The sequence below is a fragment of the Brevibacillus antibioticus genome (assembly GCF_005217615.1).
Lineage (GTDB): Bacteria > Bacillota > Bacilli > Brevibacillales > Brevibacillaceae > Brevibacillus > Brevibacillus antibioticus.
In genome coordinates this window covers 431,995-449,550 of the sequence record NZ_SZNK01000001.1, presented here as the reverse complement: position 1 = coordinate 449,550, position 17,556 = coordinate 431,995, and the positions used below count along the sequence as shown (strand labels likewise).

At 47.0% G+C, this 17,556-nt stretch carries 14 protein-coding genes; 7 read left to right on the top strand and 7 right to left on the bottom strand.

What is annotated here, in order from left to right:
- Nucleotides 1-48: 48 nt before the first annotated feature.
- The 4 genes from E8L90_RS02070 to dpaL all read right to left on the bottom strand — a co-directional run bounded on the left by E8L90_RS02070 (nucleotide 49) and on the right by dpaL (nucleotide 5,838).
- Nucleotides 49-1,545: a helix-turn-helix domain-containing protein gene (locus tag E8L90_RS02070; protein ID WP_137027788.1), complete on the bottom strand. Its 1,497-nt coding sequence runs from the start codon at nucleotides 1,543-1,545 to the stop codon at nucleotides 49-51.
- A gap of 421 nt (nucleotides 1,546-1,966) precedes the next feature.
- Nucleotides 1,967-2,524 (bottom strand): signal peptidase I, encoded by a 558-nt coding sequence (gene lepB, locus E8L90_RS02065; protein WP_137027787.1) that lies wholly within the window; start codon nucleotides 2,522-2,524, stop codon nucleotides 1,967-1,969.
- Between the two features lie 100 nt (nucleotides 2,525-2,624).
- A complete protein-coding gene (locus E8L90_RS02060; protein WP_137027786.1) occupies nucleotides 2,625-4,406 on the bottom strand; it encodes a sigma-54-dependent Fis family transcriptional regulator in 1,782 nt (593 codons plus the stop codon).
- A 193-nt stretch (nucleotides 4,407-4,599) separates the two neighbouring features.
- The gene (dpaL, locus tag E8L90_RS02055) at nucleotides 4,600-5,838 is read right to left on the bottom strand and encodes a diaminopropionate ammonia-lyase (RefSeq protein WP_137027785.1); all 1,239 of its coding nucleotides are present in this window, start codon (nucleotides 5,836-5,838) and stop codon (nucleotides 4,600-4,602) included.
- 883 nt (nucleotides 5,839-6,721) lie between these two features.
- Between dpaL and E8L90_RS02045 the strand changes: the two genes are divergently transcribed.
- The 7 genes from E8L90_RS02045 (at nucleotide 6,722) to E8L90_RS02025 (ending at nucleotide 14,298) form a co-directional block, all read left to right on the top strand.
- A complete protein-coding gene (locus E8L90_RS02045) occupies nucleotides 6,722-7,123 on the top strand; it encodes a BlaI/MecI/CopY family transcriptional regulator (protein ID WP_137027784.1) in 402 nt (133 codons plus the stop codon).
- A 45-nt stretch (nucleotides 7,124-7,168) separates the two neighbouring features.
- Entirely contained in the window at nucleotides 7,169-7,321 is a 153-nt protein-coding gene (locus tag E8L90_RS30570) for a hypothetical protein (RefSeq protein ID WP_244297560.1), read from the top strand.
- A complete protein-coding gene (locus E8L90_RS31050; protein WP_279633705.1) occupies nucleotides 7,251-7,523 on the top strand; it encodes a hypothetical protein in 273 nt (90 codons plus the stop codon). The genes E8L90_RS30570 and E8L90_RS31050 overlap by 71 nt, the downstream gene beginning before the upstream one ends.
- A complete protein-coding gene (locus E8L90_RS02040; protein WP_341870826.1) occupies nucleotides 7,457-9,364 on the top strand; it encodes a M56 family metallopeptidase in 1,908 nt (635 codons plus the stop codon). Before E8L90_RS31050 ends, E8L90_RS02040 begins: the two co-directional genes overlap by 67 nt.
- A gap of 824 nt (nucleotides 9,365-10,188) precedes the next feature.
- On the top strand, nucleotides 10,189-11,409 hold the full coding sequence (locus E8L90_RS02035) for a leucine-rich repeat domain-containing protein (RefSeq protein ID WP_137027783.1): 1,221 nt from the start codon (nucleotides 10,189-10,191) through the stop codon (nucleotides 11,407-11,409).
- A 201-nt stretch (nucleotides 11,410-11,610) separates the two neighbouring features.
- Nucleotides 11,611-12,012 carry a BlaI/MecI/CopY family transcriptional regulator gene (locus E8L90_RS02030; RefSeq protein WP_137027782.1) on the top strand — a complete coding sequence of 134 codons (402 nt, stop codon included), beginning with the start codon at nucleotides 11,611-11,613 and terminating at the stop codon, nucleotides 12,010-12,012.
- 45 nt (nucleotides 12,013-12,057) lie between these two features.
- Nucleotides 12,058-14,298: a M56 family metallopeptidase gene (locus E8L90_RS02025; RefSeq protein ID WP_137027781.1), complete on the top strand. Its 2,241-nt coding sequence runs from the start codon at nucleotides 12,058-12,060 to the stop codon at nucleotides 14,296-14,298.
- A 736-nt stretch (nucleotides 14,299-15,034) separates the two neighbouring features.
- Here the strand turns inward: E8L90_RS02025 and E8L90_RS02020 are convergent.
- From E8L90_RS02020 to E8L90_RS02010, 3 genes are all read right to left on the bottom strand, one after another.
- Nucleotides 15,035-15,448: a VOC family protein gene (locus E8L90_RS02020; RefSeq protein WP_137027780.1), complete on the bottom strand. Its 414-nt coding sequence runs from the start codon at nucleotides 15,446-15,448 to the stop codon at nucleotides 15,035-15,037.
- A 78-nt stretch (nucleotides 15,449-15,526) separates the two neighbouring features.
- Nucleotides 15,527-16,279 carry an RNA polymerase sigma factor gene (locus E8L90_RS02015; protein WP_137027779.1) on the bottom strand — a complete coding sequence of 251 codons (753 nt, stop codon included), beginning with the start codon at nucleotides 16,277-16,279 and terminating at the stop codon, nucleotides 15,527-15,529.
- A 134-nt stretch (nucleotides 16,280-16,413) separates the two neighbouring features.
- Nucleotides 16,414-17,271: a putative RNA methyltransferase gene (locus tag E8L90_RS02010; protein ID WP_244297136.1), complete on the bottom strand. Its 858-nt coding sequence runs from the start codon at nucleotides 17,269-17,271 to the stop codon at nucleotides 16,414-16,416.
- Nucleotides 17,272-17,556: the final 285 nt, after the last annotated feature.

The following is a 17,556-nucleotide window of genomic DNA, read 5'->3' as shown; positions in this document are numbered from 1 at the left end:
CAACCGCATTCATGGTTTGACAAAAAAATCTGTCTTTTCTTTCGATTTCTATCTTTTCTTCTGATTTCGTAACAAACGTGGAGTTGTCCCTGTCTTTTCCTTAAAAATTTTACTGAAATAATTGGCGTTAATGAATCCGCACCGCTCTGCCACCTCTTGAACAGACATGGATGTCTCAAGGAGCAATCGGCGTGCTTCTTTTACCCGCAACGATGTGAGTATCTGGCGAAAAGAGCTTCCTTGCTTTTGGGCGAGCAGCGTACTGAAATAGGAAGGGCTACGGTCGATATAGCGTGCGACTTCCTCCAGACGCAACGCAGGATCGGTGTAACGTCCTTCTATATAGCGAATCGCCTGTTCCACGACATCTACACGGGACTCGTCGATGGGAGTATGAGCGGCATCAAGAAGCTGATTGATGAACAGCAGCAGTTCCACTACGATCCGATACAAGATCGGCGAGTACAGAATCGTTTCGAAAACCCGGTGATACTCTTCTTCCAAAGGTGCAGAGTCAAGACCACGTGATATCATGTACCGTCTGACTTGGGCCAAAATACTCGTCAGCCGAATACGCAACAGTCCTGGCTCTGGATAAGGCTCTTCCTTGTAAAAGAAGTGTGTATACAGCCACTGCTTCAACTCCTCCCGATTTCCTTCATCCAGCATTTCAACCCACGTGCGCTGTTCGGCGGGTGTCAAAAATGGGTCAATCATCGTCCAATTCACACGATTGTCAACGATCGTCACTTGCCGATATCCTTTGAAAAAGCGCACTTGCAGGGCTTGGCTCGCTTCCGCATACGTTTCGTTCAAGCTCTGCTCATGGTTGCTTGCGTCATACATAACCAAAAAGAGCGGCGCATCATTGTTTGCTTCCCAGTCCATCAGCAAACGCTTGCCCATTTGGTGGAGCGTAGAAGGCGAGACCGCAGCATCCATGGGAAAAACACCCACAATGGTCTCCCCTAACGGCAAAAGATTTGGTTTGTCGCGAAACGGATATTCCTCAAAAAAGCGCAGCAGTTCCGGATGCCGCTTCGGATCCTCCAATTGAGCCAGCATGAGCGAATAAGACTTGGCTTGTGTATGCCCAGGGAAAAACAGGTCAAGATATGAGACATCCCTGTTGTTGTCTGATCCCGTTCCCTTCACTTCGTTCATTCGCTTCCGATCCAAGCGCTCCTGACAGCATCTCGTCAAGATTCTCCTGATGTATTCCGGTGTCTGTGGCTTCAGCCATAGATCACGTGCAAAAAGTCCAATCCCCTGCATCGCACGCTCGAACGTCGCCTCTGATGTGCTCACCACAACGGTCGGACGATACTGATCCACCAGAAGCTTCAGCCGGTCCCACTGCCCGCGCCCGATCATGTCCAGTTCAATACAGAGTACTTCCGGTGTATGCGCTTCCATCATTTCGAAAACGTCTTCCATGGTTCCGGCACTATGCACCCTGTCATACGGAATGGCATAGCTGTTGACGAGCCATCCGATCCCGATTCGTTCGTTCTGGTCTCGATCTGCTATCAAAATGCTGGGCATAAGCCGTCCTCCTCGACCATTACCTAATGAACTAGCAAAAGAAATACCAGCCTAAAGAGAATGGGCTGGTATTAGTTTACCATATTGACTGCTATCAGTCCGTCTTCAAAAGCCTTACATGAGTCTTCCACTCATCGGGACCTGGAAGTGGCATGATCTTGGCGTCTTGCCAGTCTGTTGGTTTCGCGTTCGGGATGAACTGATGCTGGGACCCCGCATTTGAGTTACTTGAAGAGTGTGCACTTACAGTAGTTGCACAAGCAAGCATCCCTATCAATAAAAGCTTGGTGAAGATAAACTGTTTTTTCAAGGACTACACCTCTTCCCCCTCGTATTCATTACCCGTAAGACGTGGACAGAAGAGTTTTGTTTCATCGAAAAAAGGATGCCCATAAATGGACAACCTTTTCTCCTTCACGTTTTACTTATTGAGAGGATTTTCGATCATGGTTCCCATCACATGATCCAGAGGAATAAAACCAATATCGCGGGAATCTGTGCTGTGATTCCGGTTATCTCCCATGACAAAAACATGATCGGCTGGAACCGTGATCTTTCCGTCTGCTACATAATCCATCGTTTCTTTGATGTACGGTTCGTTCAATGCCTCACCGTTTCGATACACCTTGTTGTCTTTGAACTCCAGTACGTCGCCTGGTCTTCCAATGACCCGCTTGACATACATCGTGTGATCATCGCCTTGACCTGTGGCCAGCGACACCAAGGGATGCCCCATGATATCGTCCATCAATGTACGGTTTCGCTCTACCCGGCTGTCGATCACGACAATATCGCCGTAATCTGGCAAATAAGAAAACGTGTGTGATAGTTTAGACACATATATGCGCTGTTCGTCTTGTAAGGTAGGGTCCATGGAATGCCCATCAACTTTGAACGGTTGAAATACAAAAATTCCGAGGACAAGAGCGAAAACGACAGCAAAGGTTATCGATCGAATCCATCCCAAAACTTCTTTCATTTTCTTTTGGCACTCCTTCCTTTTACCATTCTATTTTTTGTATCGAAACCATCATAACACATTATCCGCCCAATCCCAAAAAATCGGCCAGCAGCAAAGATCAGGTGATACCGTACTCGCGCAGTTTCCGAAACAGCGTTGCCCGGCTTATGCCTAATAGCGCAGCTGCTTCTTCTTTTCTTCCGTTTCTATCGCGGATTTGTTGCATCGCCGTATCGATTGCTGCTCGTTCCAATTCTTTCAGGATAAGTCCTTGCTTTTGCCAGTCAAATGGCCCCTGACTTTCCTCTAAAGAATGTGGGGAAGATTCACGCAGCATTCCTGTTCGAATGGGCAAGCTCGCGGGCTGAACCCAAGAGGTTGCTTCCATATTGACCGCATATTCGATTACATTTTCCAACTCTCGGACGTTTCCTCTCCAATCGTGATGAAACAGGACGTTTTGCGTCTCTTGGGAAAAGCCGAGCAACTTTTTCCCCACCCGATTCCCATGCCCCAATAGGATATCATTCGCCAAAGGCAGTATATCCTCTCTACGTTCTCGCAGCGAGGGTAAGTGGATGGGAATCACATGCAAGCGATAGTACAGGTCCAACCGAAACACCCCCGCGTCTACCCGCTCCTGCAAATCCAGATGGGTCGCTGCAATGATCCTTGCCGCAAAGCGTATGGGCTTGCCGTTTCCTCCTATTCGGTACAGTTCCTTTTCTTGCAAGACGCGCAGTAGCTTACTCTGTAAATGCATAGACATATCCCCGATTTCATCGAGGAACAGTGTGCCTTTTCCTGCGACCTCAAACAAACCCGGTTTTCCACCTTTTCGTGCTCCTGTGAATGAGCCTTCCTCGTAACCGAACAACTCGCTTTCCATCAAATGCTCAGGGATTGCGGCGCAATTAATCGAAAGGAACGGCTCGTTACGGCGCGGGCTTGCCTTATGAATCGCTCTGGCAAAGAGCTCCTTTCCAGTTCCACTTTCACCTTGGAGCAGGACCGTCGAATCACTGGCTGCTACACGTCTTGCCACTTCCTTTGCCTGTACAATCGCAGGACTGTTTCCACCAATCATCCGAAAAGGGTCGGGCTCCGAGTATCCACTCACCTGCCTAGCGATTTGCACGACTTCCTGTACATCATCTAGCGTAATCACCCATTCTTTGACCGTTCCTGCCAGTAGAATGGGCTTGATGGCAAACAAAAATGTCTTGTCCTCCTGACCGATAGACAAAACGACCTGCTTTGGCGCAGACTGCGCGACATCTGCACGACGAATAGCATCGATCCATTCTACCGCCTGACTGTCGTCGTGATCGAGCAGCAAATATTGACGGGCACGCTGGTTCGCCTGAATGATCCGATTGTCTTGATCGACGAGAAACATAGCCTTGTCCATTTCATCCATGACGACACGCAGCTTTTCTACCGTATGCAACTGCTCGACGTACAAATAGTGCTCTTTTAGCTTAATGGCGATCAGCTCGGCCATTTTTTGCAAATAGGTCAATATCGCATCCACATCTGTAAACAACCGCTCGCGCTGCTCCTCATCAAAAGCGAGCAGGCCGATCACACCTATATTTTCATTGTCTAATTGTATCGGGCAGCAAATCTCTCCCGTCTCCGTGCAATTTCCATAATGCATACAGGGACGACACCGCTCATCCTGCCCCGGATGCCTAATCACAACAGGATGCCCGGCGAGCAACGACTCTCGGTATATATGATCCTCTCCTGCCATCGTCCGCAAAACCCCAGCCTCATTCTTCCCCGTCCCTGCGATCCGCAAAAACTGACTGTCCGCAATCTCTACCTCTACGCGCAGAACGGATGCAACAGCCGAAGCAATCTGTTGCACACTTTCTTGAATATCTCGCAAGGGCATTTGGCTTCCCCTCCCGTCAATCTCTTGCCTACATTATAGCGCATCACAGGAGAAGCCAGCCCGACTTCAAACGGCTCTCGCAAAAATGACAGCTCGGCGCTTGCTTAAAACGTCTCATCTTCAGATTTACGGAGTCGATACGGATTAAGTTCTGCAACCAATGAAATTAGTTCGTTTCGATTGATCGCCACGTTCATTTTGTCATATCCTCCTCTTCTCGGCATGCTCCTTCCCAGATAATGCGTCTGTATATATCCTGATCCGTATCACCTTCCGTACTAAAGCACAGAACAACGGAATTTTTATTCAAGCCAAGCTGCTCACGCTGTTGATGATACATGGGCTTGCTCATCAAAGCAGCGAGTAGCCCTACCCCGACTGCTCCACTTTCCCCGCTCACAATAGAAGGGTCGCCTCCCGTCGGTGCCGCAAGTATACGCATGCCGTTTGCCGCCACGTAATCGGCACAGCTGACGAAGAAGTCTGCATGCTCCTGCAAGATCTCCCATGCCATTGGATTCGGCTCGCCACATGCCAGACCTGCCATGATGGTTCCGAGCTCTCCCGTAGCTGCATGTGGTTGTCCGTCATTCTTTTCTGCTGAGAGGACCATGCAATTGGCACTATGCGGCTCTACAATCACGGTTATTAGGTCCTTGTTTGCTTGCGCCGCTACGAAATGTCCCAAGACTGCGGCGGCCATGGAACCGACTCCTGCCTGCAAGATTAGATGCGTCGGCTGTTTGGTGTCAGTGAGGGCTGAGAGTTGTTCCATGGCTTCTGTAACCATCGTTGTATAGCCTTGCATGATCCACATGGGAATGGTCGTGTAGCCTTCCCATGCCGTATCTTGAATCACTTGCCAACCACGTTCCTTGGCCATTTGTTCAGAGAGACACACGGCTTCATCGTAGTTTCCATTAATGACGTGGACTTCTGCGCCCGCCTCGCGTATCGCATCTACCCGTTGCTGGGCGGAGCCTTTGGGCAAGTATACAACGGCATGCTGTCCGAGCGCCTTGGCAGCCCATGCAACGGCCCTTCCGTGATTGCCATCTGTTGCCGTGACGAACGTGACTTCTCCGATTTGCTCTCTCATTTCTGGGGAGCACAGTGCTTCAAAGGTCATCTCTTCTGTCGATTTCCCCAGCTTTTCGCACAAGAAACGAGCCATCGCGTAAGAGGCTCCCAGAACCTTGAAAGCATTGAGGCCAAATCGCTTGGACTCATCTTTAACAAGGACCTGTTCTACTCCCAGCTCACGTGCCAATGCAGGCAATGTAACGAGGGGAGTCGGCTCGTAGTTTGCGAGAGATTGATGAAAGGCTTTGGCAAAACGGGTTTCTTTTTCGCTCAAATAGGTAGGAATGCGAGAACTCTCGCTATTTTTTCTCTTATTTTTCACAACGTAGATTGGTGGTCGTTTATCCATCGATGGGTTCCTCCTCGGGTGGTTTCATCCTACTTTGATAAAGCAAGAATCGTGCCAACTGTGCGAGGCGTGGAAGGATTATTATTTTGGTAGCAATCGTATCATAATGAGATTTAAATGTATCATTTCGATACTTTTAGTCTTCTTTTGATACTCATTATTCCAGCTGTTGTGGTGGGAGGAAACAGGAGAAAACGCTCCAGCTTCTTGGGTCACCAGCTAGGGGGATTGACTGCACGGCTCCATGGAAAAAGCGAAACCGCGTCCAAAGTAGAGGTTCAGGGATGCTTTTCAGAGGTGGACGCTTAAAGGCGTGTTTCGCTTTTGCCATTGCGCCTCGGTAGGTGCCCCAAAGATCTTCGCTTATTTCTCCTGTTTCCTTACGAGCTGTTGGTTTTTTAATAGGCTTTGAACGATTGAAAATCATCGAATAGCTAAGCCAGAGAAGAATATTTCCAGTCCTAGCGACTTTCGAAGTCCAACCCAGCTTCGCAGTGATTTGCGGACAAAAGAAATGCAACGTGCCCAAACGGCGTAGCGGCTACCACTTTTGCATTTCCCCGCAAATTGCTGCGGAGCGGCCAGTCTACACTTCCTAGTAGGACGTAGCCCGGAGCGTAGACTGGAAATCTTCTTCTCCCCACTGCAGCTACATGTGAACCACCTCTCTTTCAAGCTGCTGTGAAGGACTGTAAAAATTGTTACGAACATTCCCTTGCGATTCCGGCCGAATTGAGCCGCAGCTGAGCCGTGCGTACGTAAATAGTAGCCTATGGTTAAAAATGGAAAACGACTCTTGACACATTTCATTTACATTTGTAATATTAACCCAACAGATTATATTTACATTTGTAAATCAAAAGATGGATGAGGAGGTGAGTACATGCACAATCTCCCGAAAATTTCGGAAGCAGAGTGGGAAATCATGAAGATTATTTGGAAGAAAAACCCTATAAACGCTGAGAATATCGCACTCCTCTTGCCTGATGAAATCGAGTGGACCGATCAAACTGTTCGTACCTTCATCAACAGACTTTTGAAGAAAAAGGTGATCGGTTTTGAAAAATCGGGAAGGGGCTATAAGTATTTTCCATTGATTTCCGAAAAAGAATGCATCCGGGCAGAGAGCCAGTCGTTTTTGAAAAGAGTCTTTAGTGGGGCGGCGGACATGATGATGACCAATTTTTTAGAAGACGTCAAGTTGTCCCAGAAGGACATCGAGCATCTCCAAAAGATTCTGAATGAAAAGCAGAGAGACATGGGCAACAGAGGCGATGACAGATGAGAAGAATGACAAAGCAGCAGACCTTACTGTAAAGAGGTAGAAAGCATGAATATGCTATGTGATATTTTTTTATGGGTTTTTGATGCCACCATTGGAGCTAGCCATCAAGAAAATCTTTCATCACCGAATAAGCGCTCGGCTTCACCACGCGCTTTGGCTGATTGTGTTAATACGGCTTCTGTTCCCTTTTCTCCCTGACAGTTCCGTAAGCATCTTCAATATCTGGCAACTAGGCGTAGACAGCATAAAAAATGCTGTTTCCCCCGACTCCCCTGTTGCGAATGACGCGTTACAAAAAGAGAGAGAGCAAAACAGCCAGAAAATCAAAAACTTCTGGATCCCCCCATCCCAATCAAAATCGATCCAGACCCAGTCGAGGGCAATCACACCCTTGGCGTAAAAATAGCTGCCAGCGCCTGGCTTATGGGATGTATCTCCCTGCTTGGATTTATGGGCGCCTACATGTTGCGGACCAGAAGCAGAATGAGCAGCCTCAAAATCACAACCGACCCGCAAGTCATTTCCATCCTAGATGATTGCCGAAAAAGATTTGGCATCACCAAACCAATCCCTATCTATTCAGGAAGCGATAGAAAAAGCCCACATATCTCCGGGTTGATCCATCCATGGATTTACTGTCCCGAAGAGATATGCAAGGAATCGAACACCTCTGCGCTTACCCACGTCTTCTCCCACGAGCTTGCCCACTACAAAAGAAAAGACATCGCGTGGAACCTACTGGGTCTACTTGCTCTCGCCATTCACTGGATGAACCCTTTTGTTTGGTTGTGTGTCAAACTGATGAAGGCCGACCGGGAGCTTGCGTGTGACGCTTATGTGTTGAACGTTCTGGGTGAAGATGAGTCAGTGCCCTACGGGATGACGTTTATTCAATTTTTGCAGCGTTTTTCTACCAATCGCCAGCAGCTTCACTTGCTTCCCTTTACCGAAGCAAATAAGAAGAATCAACTGATAAGGAGAATTCAAATGATAAGGAGAATTCAAATGATAAAAAGCTTTAAAGCAGGATCTTACAAGCTTTCGGTTGCTGCCGTTTTGTGCGTAGCTTTGATGAGTTCGGTGACCCTTACGAATGCCGCAGTGAAGGTGGAGAGTACCGTCAAGCCAGTCGCTTCCGATAAGGCTACTACCAAACAAGAGGCTAGATTTTTGTTTGACTCGGATGAGCGATCATACGACCGTTTGTCAAAAGGAATACAGACAACTGGTTTTGCCTTTAAAGTTCCTGATGTGCTTGCTATGGACTATAAGTTTATCGGAATGTTTATCGATCAGAAAAAGTTGCGTACCAATAAAGAAACTCACGTTCAGATTGAATTTAGAAAACCAGGTCCATTCCCTGATGTTCGTTTTTCTGCAAGTAGCGGACTAAATGGATTGGAGGCGGCTTACAAAATAATCGTGGATGAACAAAAAAAGCGAGATGGGGAACAAAAAATAGAGGAGCAAAATTTGAAGGTCCAAGGGCTAGATGTAAAGAAAGTTACTTTTCTTAGCCAACACTCCTCTCAAATAAACTACGTTTACTATCTATGGCAAGAAAACGGAGTACAGTATAACATTAGTAGTTTCGATGGCGATCCTCAAGGAGACATTGTGAAAATGATCTCGAATGTGAAATACCCGGATCAGGCGATGAAAGAACGCTATGTAGGCTTATACCTTTACGTCATGGGCTTATATGATACGGAAGATGTACAGCATGGCTCAAAAGCAATAGGGTTTACTCCTAAATTTCCTTTAGAGCTACCGGGACAGTTCAAAGGTACATCAGCAGATATAAGCTCAAAGATAAATTTCAGCATGCCGGCGAATAAGGAAGATTATAAGACCATGTACCTTGGGATTTACTACGATGTTGCTGAGAAAAACAAAAGATTGAGCGGGGAAAATAGAATCACATTTGATCAAATCAAAGACACGAAAATATACGAAGATATGAAAAGGAATGGAAATGTAGCATTTCTCCTCCCTGCGGACGATAAGAACATAGTTAAGGTAAACATGCTGAAAATCGCTGGGAATGAAGTGTACAAAACGGAGAAATACAAGCGTTTTGGTGAGTCGAGCAATGCAGAAGAACCAACTCTCATCTCCTATTTCTGGAGAGAAAATGACATTTGTTTCAAAGTCACGTTTATAGACGAAGTGTCCAATAAGGAAGAGATTGTTTCCTACCTGATGAGCCAAAAAGCGGTAGACTTTCAGAACTTGAAGTAGTAAGGACGTACAAGTGCTGTACCGTAGAACGGAAAATGGTTTGTGATGCCACTCCAGGAGCAAGTCTAGTTGTTTTGGTAGTGGCATCCGTCAAAAAGTACGGTTTCAAAAATGCCCTGATCACGGAAAATCCGGCTTGTCATCGATGATGCGAAACATCCTAGCAGGACGTAGCCCGGAGCGTAGACTGGAAATATTCTTCTCCCCACTGCAGCTGCATGTGAAAAGCCTCGCTTTCAGGCTGTCGTGGTGGGAGGAAACAGGAGAAAACGCTCCAGCTTCTTGGGTCACCAGCTAGGGGGATTGACTGCACGGCTCCATGGAAAAAGCGAAACCGCGTCCAAAGTAGAGGTTCAGGGATGCTTTTCAGAGGTGGACGCTTAAAGGCGTGTTTCGCTTTTGCCATTGCGCCTCGGTGGGTGCCCCAAAGATCTTCGCTTATTTCTCCTGTTTCCTTGCGAGCTGTTGGGTTTTCAAGTGACTTTTAAAGATTGAGAATCATTGAACAGCAACGTCAGAGAAGAATGTTTCCAGTCCTAGCGACTTTCGAAGTCCAACCCAGCTTCGCAGTGATTTGCGGGCAAAAGAAATGCAACGTGCCCTCGCGACGGAACGGCTACCACTTTTGCATTTCCCCGCAAATCGCTGCGGAGCGGACAGTCTATACATCCCAGCAGGACGTAGCCCGGAGCGTAGACTGGAAATATTCTTCTCTCCACCGCGGTAACTGCCCTTTCTATGCTATATTTTTAGTATGCCCCAAGGTATTGATATCGTTGATACATAGTGGATAAGTCAGGAGTTAAGAAGGAAGGATGAGTTAAATGCCAATTCATAAACAAGTTCGTTCTCCTGCTGGTTCTATCATAGAGGATGGTCGTTATCCTATCGACCTGACTGGCCCTCACAGCCACACACTTGTTCTCAAGCCCGGCGTAGGCAGCCTCTCCATTGGACCGTCACAAGCGGGCAATAAAACAGACCTACACGTCGATCCTTATACGCCTATCAATTGGCACGTATTCGATTCTTTCGCCACGCCAGCTGGCTCGCCTTGGCCGCGAGTCCTGTACTACGCAGGGAGTGACACGAGCTTCTTCGACTGGGCCAAAGAACGCCCTATTGAAGAAATGGCATGGTTTCCGATCCTGCCCAAAGACATAGACGTCGACGCCAGCCAGTCCAAATTGCACGGCTTGCATATCGAACTGGACCAGTTTGATAGCCGTTTGCATCTGAATCTCCCGAAGACCCGGGTCTCTGAATATTTCCGTCTGAGTGTAGCTGGCGATCTATCGCGTTTCTCCGTCGATGGCGACATGCCATCCTCTCTGACACTGAAACCGCGCACAAGCCGCCGCAAGAATCATGAGCCCTTCTTGCTACCCGATCTGGGCGAGCTGCACCAGGTCACGAGCCTGACGCTTCGAAATGAACCGCTAGCGCAGCCTATCTCGCTGGAATGCCTGAATAAATTTCAAAATCTTACATCACTGAGTTTGTGGGGGAATTTCTGCGATTTGGAGCTGCTAGCTCGTCAGACCCAGTTAATGAATTTGGAGCTGCGCTTCATGCCTGATCTGGGTGACTTACCGCCACTAAATGTGTGGCCGTCGCTTGACAGATTTATCGCCTATAACGTGGAGGAGATTACGGGCAAGCGGCTGAGGCAGCAAATGAAAGCGCGAGCTAACACCCGCCCGTGGACTAGCTACGCTTCCGTGAGCCAATTACGGAAGCCTGAGTGGTGGACGACCGAGTTTGGCCGCCCATTTTCGTCCTGGCCGAAACGTCTGGCCAAGCTAGCTAATGAAACCTATGACGTTGCACAAGCGGCCTTGGCCCAAGCCCGCAGCCTTGCTGATGCGGAGGCAGCCATTACCACCTTCACCGTGCGTTTCAACACCCTCAAAGGTATCGAAACCACTGAACGAGAAGACCTTGGTGAAGCTGTATGGCAACTAAGCCAGTCTGACCACCAAATCGGCCAGCCTATCACGGAGGAGATGGCTCAAAGCTGGTTCGACGCAGCACGCGATTACTGAATGAATGTTGATAGCATGATTTAAGGCCATCCTTTGCGGAATGGCCATTTTTGAGTTTGCTGCTGAGCCCACACACGTAAATAGCAACAGATGGTTAAAAATGGAAAAGAACTCTTGACACATTCCATTTACGTTTGTAATATTAACCCAACAGATTATATTTACATTTGTAAATCAAAAGATGGATTAGGAGGTGAGTACATGCACAATCTCCCGAAAATTTCGGAAGCAGAGTGGGAAATCATGAAGATTATTTGGAAGAACAACCCTATAAACGCTGAGAATATCGCACTCCTCTTGCCTGATGAAATCGAGTGGACCGATCAAACTGTTCGTACCTTCATCAACAGACTTTTGAAGAAAAAGGTGATCGGTTTTGAAAAATCGGGAAGGGGCTATAAGTATTTTCCATTGATTTCCGAAAAAGAATGCATCCGGGCAGAGAGCCAGTCGTTTTTGAAAAGAGTCTTTAGCGGGGCGGCAGACATGATGATGACCAATTTTTTAGAAGACGTCAAGTTGTCCCAGAAGGACATCGAGCATCTCCAAAAGATTCTGAATGAAAAGCAGAGAGACATGGGCAGTAGAGGCGATGACAGATGAGAAGAATGACAAAGCAGCAGATCTTACTGTAAAGAGGTAGAAGGCATGAATATGCTATGTGATATTTTTTTATGGGTTTTTGATGCCACCATTGGAGCTAGCCTCGTCGCTTTCATGGTGATAGCCATCAAGAAATTCTTTCATCACCGAATAAGCGCTCGGCTTCACCACGCGCTTTGGCTGATTGTGTTAATACGGCTTCTGTTCCCTTTTCTCCCTGACAGTCCGGTAAGCATCTTCAATATCTGGCAACTAGGCGTAGACAGCATAAAAAATGCTGTTCCCCCCCACTCCCCTGTTGCGAATGACGCGTCACAAAAAGAGATAGAGCAAAACAGCAAACAAACAAACTCACCTCAAAATGATAAGACAAAACAGCCAGAAAATCAAAAACTTCTGGATCCCTCCATATCCCACCCAATCAAAATCGATCCAGACCCTATCGAGGACACTCACACCCTTGGCGTTAAAATAGCAGCCATCGTTTGGCTAATCGGATGTATTTCCCTGCTTGGATTTATGTGTGCTTACCTGTTGCGAACCAGAAGCAGAATGAGTAGCCTCAAAGTCGTGACCGACCCACAAGTCATTTCCATCCTAGATGATTGCCGAAAAAGATTTGGCATCACCAAACCAATCCCTATCTTTTCAGGAAGCGATAGAAAAAGCCCGCATATCTCAGGGTTGATCCATCCATGGATTTACTGTCCCGAAGAGATATGCAAGGAATCGAACACCTCTGCGCTTACCCATGTCTTCTCCCACGAACTTGCCCACTACAAAAGAAAAGACATCGCGTGGAACCTGCTGGGTCTACTTGCTCTCGCCATTCACTGGATGAACCCTTTTATTTGGATGTGTGTCAAACAGATGAAGTCCGACCGGGAGCTTGCGTGTGACGCTTATGTGTTGAATGTTCTGGGTGAAGATGAGTCAGTGCCCTACGGGATGACGATCATTCAATTTTTGCAGCGTTTTTCTACCAAGCGCCAGCCGCTTCACTTGCTTCCCTTTACCGAAGCAAATAACAAGAATCAACTGATAAGGAGAATTCAAATGATAAAAAGCTTTAAAGCAGGATCTTACAAGCTCTCGGTTGCTGCCGTTTTGTGCGTAGCTTTGATGAGTTCGGTGACCCTTACGAATGCAGCAGTGAAGGTAGAGAGTACCGTCAAGCCAGTCGCTTCCGATCAGGCTAATACAGAGCAAGAGGCTAGACTTTTGTTTGATTCGGATGAGCGAACATACGACCGTTTATCAAAAGGAATGCAGACAACTGGTTTTGCCTTTAAAGTTCCTGATGTGCTTGCTATGGACTATGAGTTTAGAGGAATGTATATCGATCAGAGAAAGTTGCGTACCAATAAAGAAACTCACGTTCAGATTGAATTTAGAGGTCCATCCTCTAATGATGTGAGCTTTTCTGCAAGTAGCGGACTACATGGATTGGAAGCGGCTTACAAAATAATCGTGGATGAACAAATAAAGGGGGATGAGGAACAAAAAATACAGGAGCAAAATTTGAATGTCCAAGGGTTAGATGTAATGAAAGTTACTTTTCTTAGCCCCAAAAACCACATTAACTACGTTTACTATCTATGGCAAGATAACGGAATACAGTATAACATTGGTAGTTTTGCCAGTGATCCTCAAGAAGACATTGTGAAAATGATCTCGAATGTGAAATACCCGGATCAAACGATGAAAGAACGCTATGTAGGCTATTCCAGTTACGTCATGGGCTTACACGATACGGAAGATGTACAGCATGGCTCAAAAGCAATAGGGTTTACTCCTAAATTTCCTTTAGAGCTCCCGGGACAGTTCAAAGCTACAGCAGCAGATATAAGCTCAAAAGTAAATTTCAGCATGCCGGCAAATGAGGAAGATTATAAGACCCTGTTCCTTGGGATTAACTACGATGTTGCTGAGAAAAACAAAAGATTGAAGTGGGAAGATAGAATCTCGTTTGATCAAATCAAAGACACGAAAATATACGAAGATATGAAAAAGAATGGGAATGTAGCATTTCACTACGCTATGGACGAAGCGTACAAAGTTAAGGTAAACATGCTGAAAATCGCTGGAAATGAAGTGTTCAAAACGGAGAAATACAAGCGCTTTGGAGAGTCGAGCAAGGCAGAGGATCCAACTCTCATCTCCTATTTCTGGAGAGAAAATGACGTTTGTTTCAAAGTCACGTTTACGGACGAAGTGTCCAATGAGGAAGAGATTGTTTCCTACCTGATGAGCCAAAAAGCGGTAGACTTTCAGAACTTGAAGTAGTAAGGACGTACTAGTACTGTACGGTAGAAGAGAAGATGGTTTTGGATGCCACCCCAAGAGCAAGGTTAGTTGTTTTGGGAGTGGCATCCGTCAAAAAGTACGAACATCCTAGCAGGACGTAGCCTGGAGCGTAGACTGGAAATATTCTTCTCCCCACTACAGTTACATGTGAAAAGCCTCGCTTTCAGGCTGTCGTGGTGGGAGGAAACAGGAGAAAACGCTCCAGCTTCTTGGGTCACCAGCTAGGGGGATTGACTGCACGGCACCATGGAAAAAGCGAAACCGCGTCCAAAGTAGAGACTCAAGGATGCTTCTCAGAAGTGGACGCTTAAAGGCGTGTTTCGCTTTTGCCATTGCGCCTCGGTAGGTGCCCCAAAGACCTTCGCTTATTTCTCCTGTTTCCTTGCGAGCTGTTGGTTTTCAGATAGGCTTTGAAAGATTGAGGACAAATCATTAGCTACGCCAGAGAAGAATATTTCCAGTCCTAGCGACTTTCGAAGTCCAACCCAGCTTCGCAGTGATTTGCGGGCAAAAGAAATGCAACGTGCCCACGCGACGTAGCGGCTACCACTTTTGCATTTCCCCGCAAATTACTGCGGAGCGGACAGTACCCACTCCCTGGCAGGACGTAGCCCGGAGCGTAGACTGGAAATATTCTTCTCCCCACTGCAGCCCCGTTGATAAGAATAACCACCTGCATAACTCTCACAGATGGCATTTATAGAATCGGGTATCTCTATGTGTTTCTCTCCTCATCCTCAGCAGAAGGCCATCCACCCCATAGGTGATTTAAGTGCCCATCTGGATCACGAAATCGAAAGCTGTAGCCTCCGCCTCGTTTGTACGTCATTTCACTTACTTCGATTCCTTTGCTTTTCAGCTCCTCATAAACCTCATGGATTTGGTCTACCTGCAAGGAGATGATCGGCTGGGCCTGTCCTGCCATATCGGTAAAGTCCAAACGAGGAACTTCCGGACAACGAATAAGCCCGAGACCTACTCCGCCTACGTTCAACCACGCCTCATTGTCTCCAGGAGAAAATTCGAAGGTAAACGGAATGCCGAGCACATCACGGTACCACTTTATGGATACCTCCAAGTTTTTGACTGGCAGCTGTACAACCGCAAAATTACGCACATGGATACTCATTTGTGTTCGCTCCTTTATTTCAAATATGTACTTTCACCCTCATAAACGAAAGAAAAGAACAAAAAGAAACGGGTACCTCTACCATTTTTGAAAAAAATGCAGCAAATGTCCATCCGGGTCACGAACAGCAAAGAAAAGGCGATCGCCCGCTCCCGAAACCTTTTCCACGCTCACGCCCTGTTTGGCGAGGCGCAGATACGTTTGACAAATCGCATAGGCATCTCCTGCACGAAAGGCAGTCAAAAATTGCTCGAACCCTTCTTTTGATACAAATCCGGACGAATCACGATGTCCAGCTTTGTCGAATTTCTTTTTGTTAGACAGGCCTTCATCCTGCCTGGATCGCTCTGCCAAGACGAACAATCGCTGACGTGCCCTCTTCACCCCTTCCTTCACTGCCCCTACGGTCATATGCAGCAATGTGGCTGTTTCCTGCGCCGTAAACGAAAAAATGTCCATCATGAGAATCAGCACCATCTGTCTGGCATTTAGACGATCAGCCAGTTGCTCGAACACCTCTCTTTGCACAAACGCATCGGATAAACTGGACTGGTGCAAATAGATCGCTTCATCAAACAGGGTGGAATGCTCATTCGCCTTTCCCTTCCTGCAATGATCAATCCAGGCATTCGTAGCAATTTGCCTCAAAAATGCCTTGGTTAGTTCTCTGTCTGGAGCCTGCTGCAAGGAACGGTACACCTTCGTCAATGTTTCCTGGAGGAGATCTTCCGCATCCCAGTCGTTTTTCGTGAGGGACAAGCAATGCTTTTGGATATCCGCTAGAAAAGGTTTTACGCGCAAAAAGGAAGCCTTATCCTGATCAGCCCCCATACTATCCCTCCGATATTTTTCCGACTATTCATACTTATTTTCAAAAAAAGAAAGAACGCTGTCAACAAAGACCATCTAAAAATAAGAAAGCGACCGTACCGAACGGATTTTTCCCGCTCAGGACAGTCGCTGTTTTATTTCCTGCCAATCAACACAACCAAGTCGATCGTCAAGTCCACTCCTACCAAGTCAGACACTTGTTCCAACTGCTCAGGTGTCGCTCCCCATGCCAACGGAGTCATCTGGAGCAGGGAAGCAAGACTCCCTTCATCCAGTCGGAACTGATACTGAACCCGCTCCTTGCCGACTAGCTGGAAGCTGGTTTTGAAGTGGTCGATTGTACGATGATTCGCATATTTTGTTTTGGGCGTCTCTTGATACAAGACTTCCCGTAGCTCTCGCAAATAGTTCGCCTCTGGAATGACTTTGATTATCCGTCCTTCATCAGCCAGAAGTCTATGAAACTCATCCGTATTGGATGGAGATAAGAGATTAAAAATGTAAGGAAACTGTCTATCCGCAAACGGTGCCTTCGTCAAATCCCCGACGCACCAAACTACTTCTGGATCGCTCTTCGCCGCGAGCATAACTCCCTCTTTGGCGAGATCGACACCCACTCCGATAAAGGGGACTTCGCTTGTTTGCATCACTCTTTGCCGAACCTGCGACAAATGATAGCCTTCGCCACATCCTGCATCCAGTACGTATATCTGGCTTTCCTCAGGTTCTGCCGTATGCAGGATGACTTCACTCAACACATCATACAATGGATCAAAAAACCCTTGCTCCATTATGGTCCTTCTCGCTGCAAACAATTGCTTGTCATACTTTGTTTTGTAGGTTCGCGTAGCCAAGTGAACGTAGCCGTGCTTGGATAAATCAAAGCAATGATGATTGTTGCATACCAAACTAGTTGCAGGTACGTTGCGCATAGTTGCTTGGCAAAATGGACAACGAAAAATCCCCACATGCTGGGAGATAGTTGTAGACATCAAAAAAGCACCCCATTCATTCGTATTTCGGTGAATGAAAAAAGGCACAGTCAAATAAACCCCAAGCATTTTCACAAAAATGCGGGATTACGTTGATCTGTACCTCACATTACCGTAGACGAATGAACTGGATGATCATGGTGTGTAACACTCCTGTTTTCTGATAAAGTAGGCATCGCGATAGACGCCCAAGTACGATTGTAGCACATTTCAGGAATATACAGGCACTTCCATTACGGGAACGGGAGTCTTAGGGGGGCAGGTACGCCGTCTATGTCTTGTTAT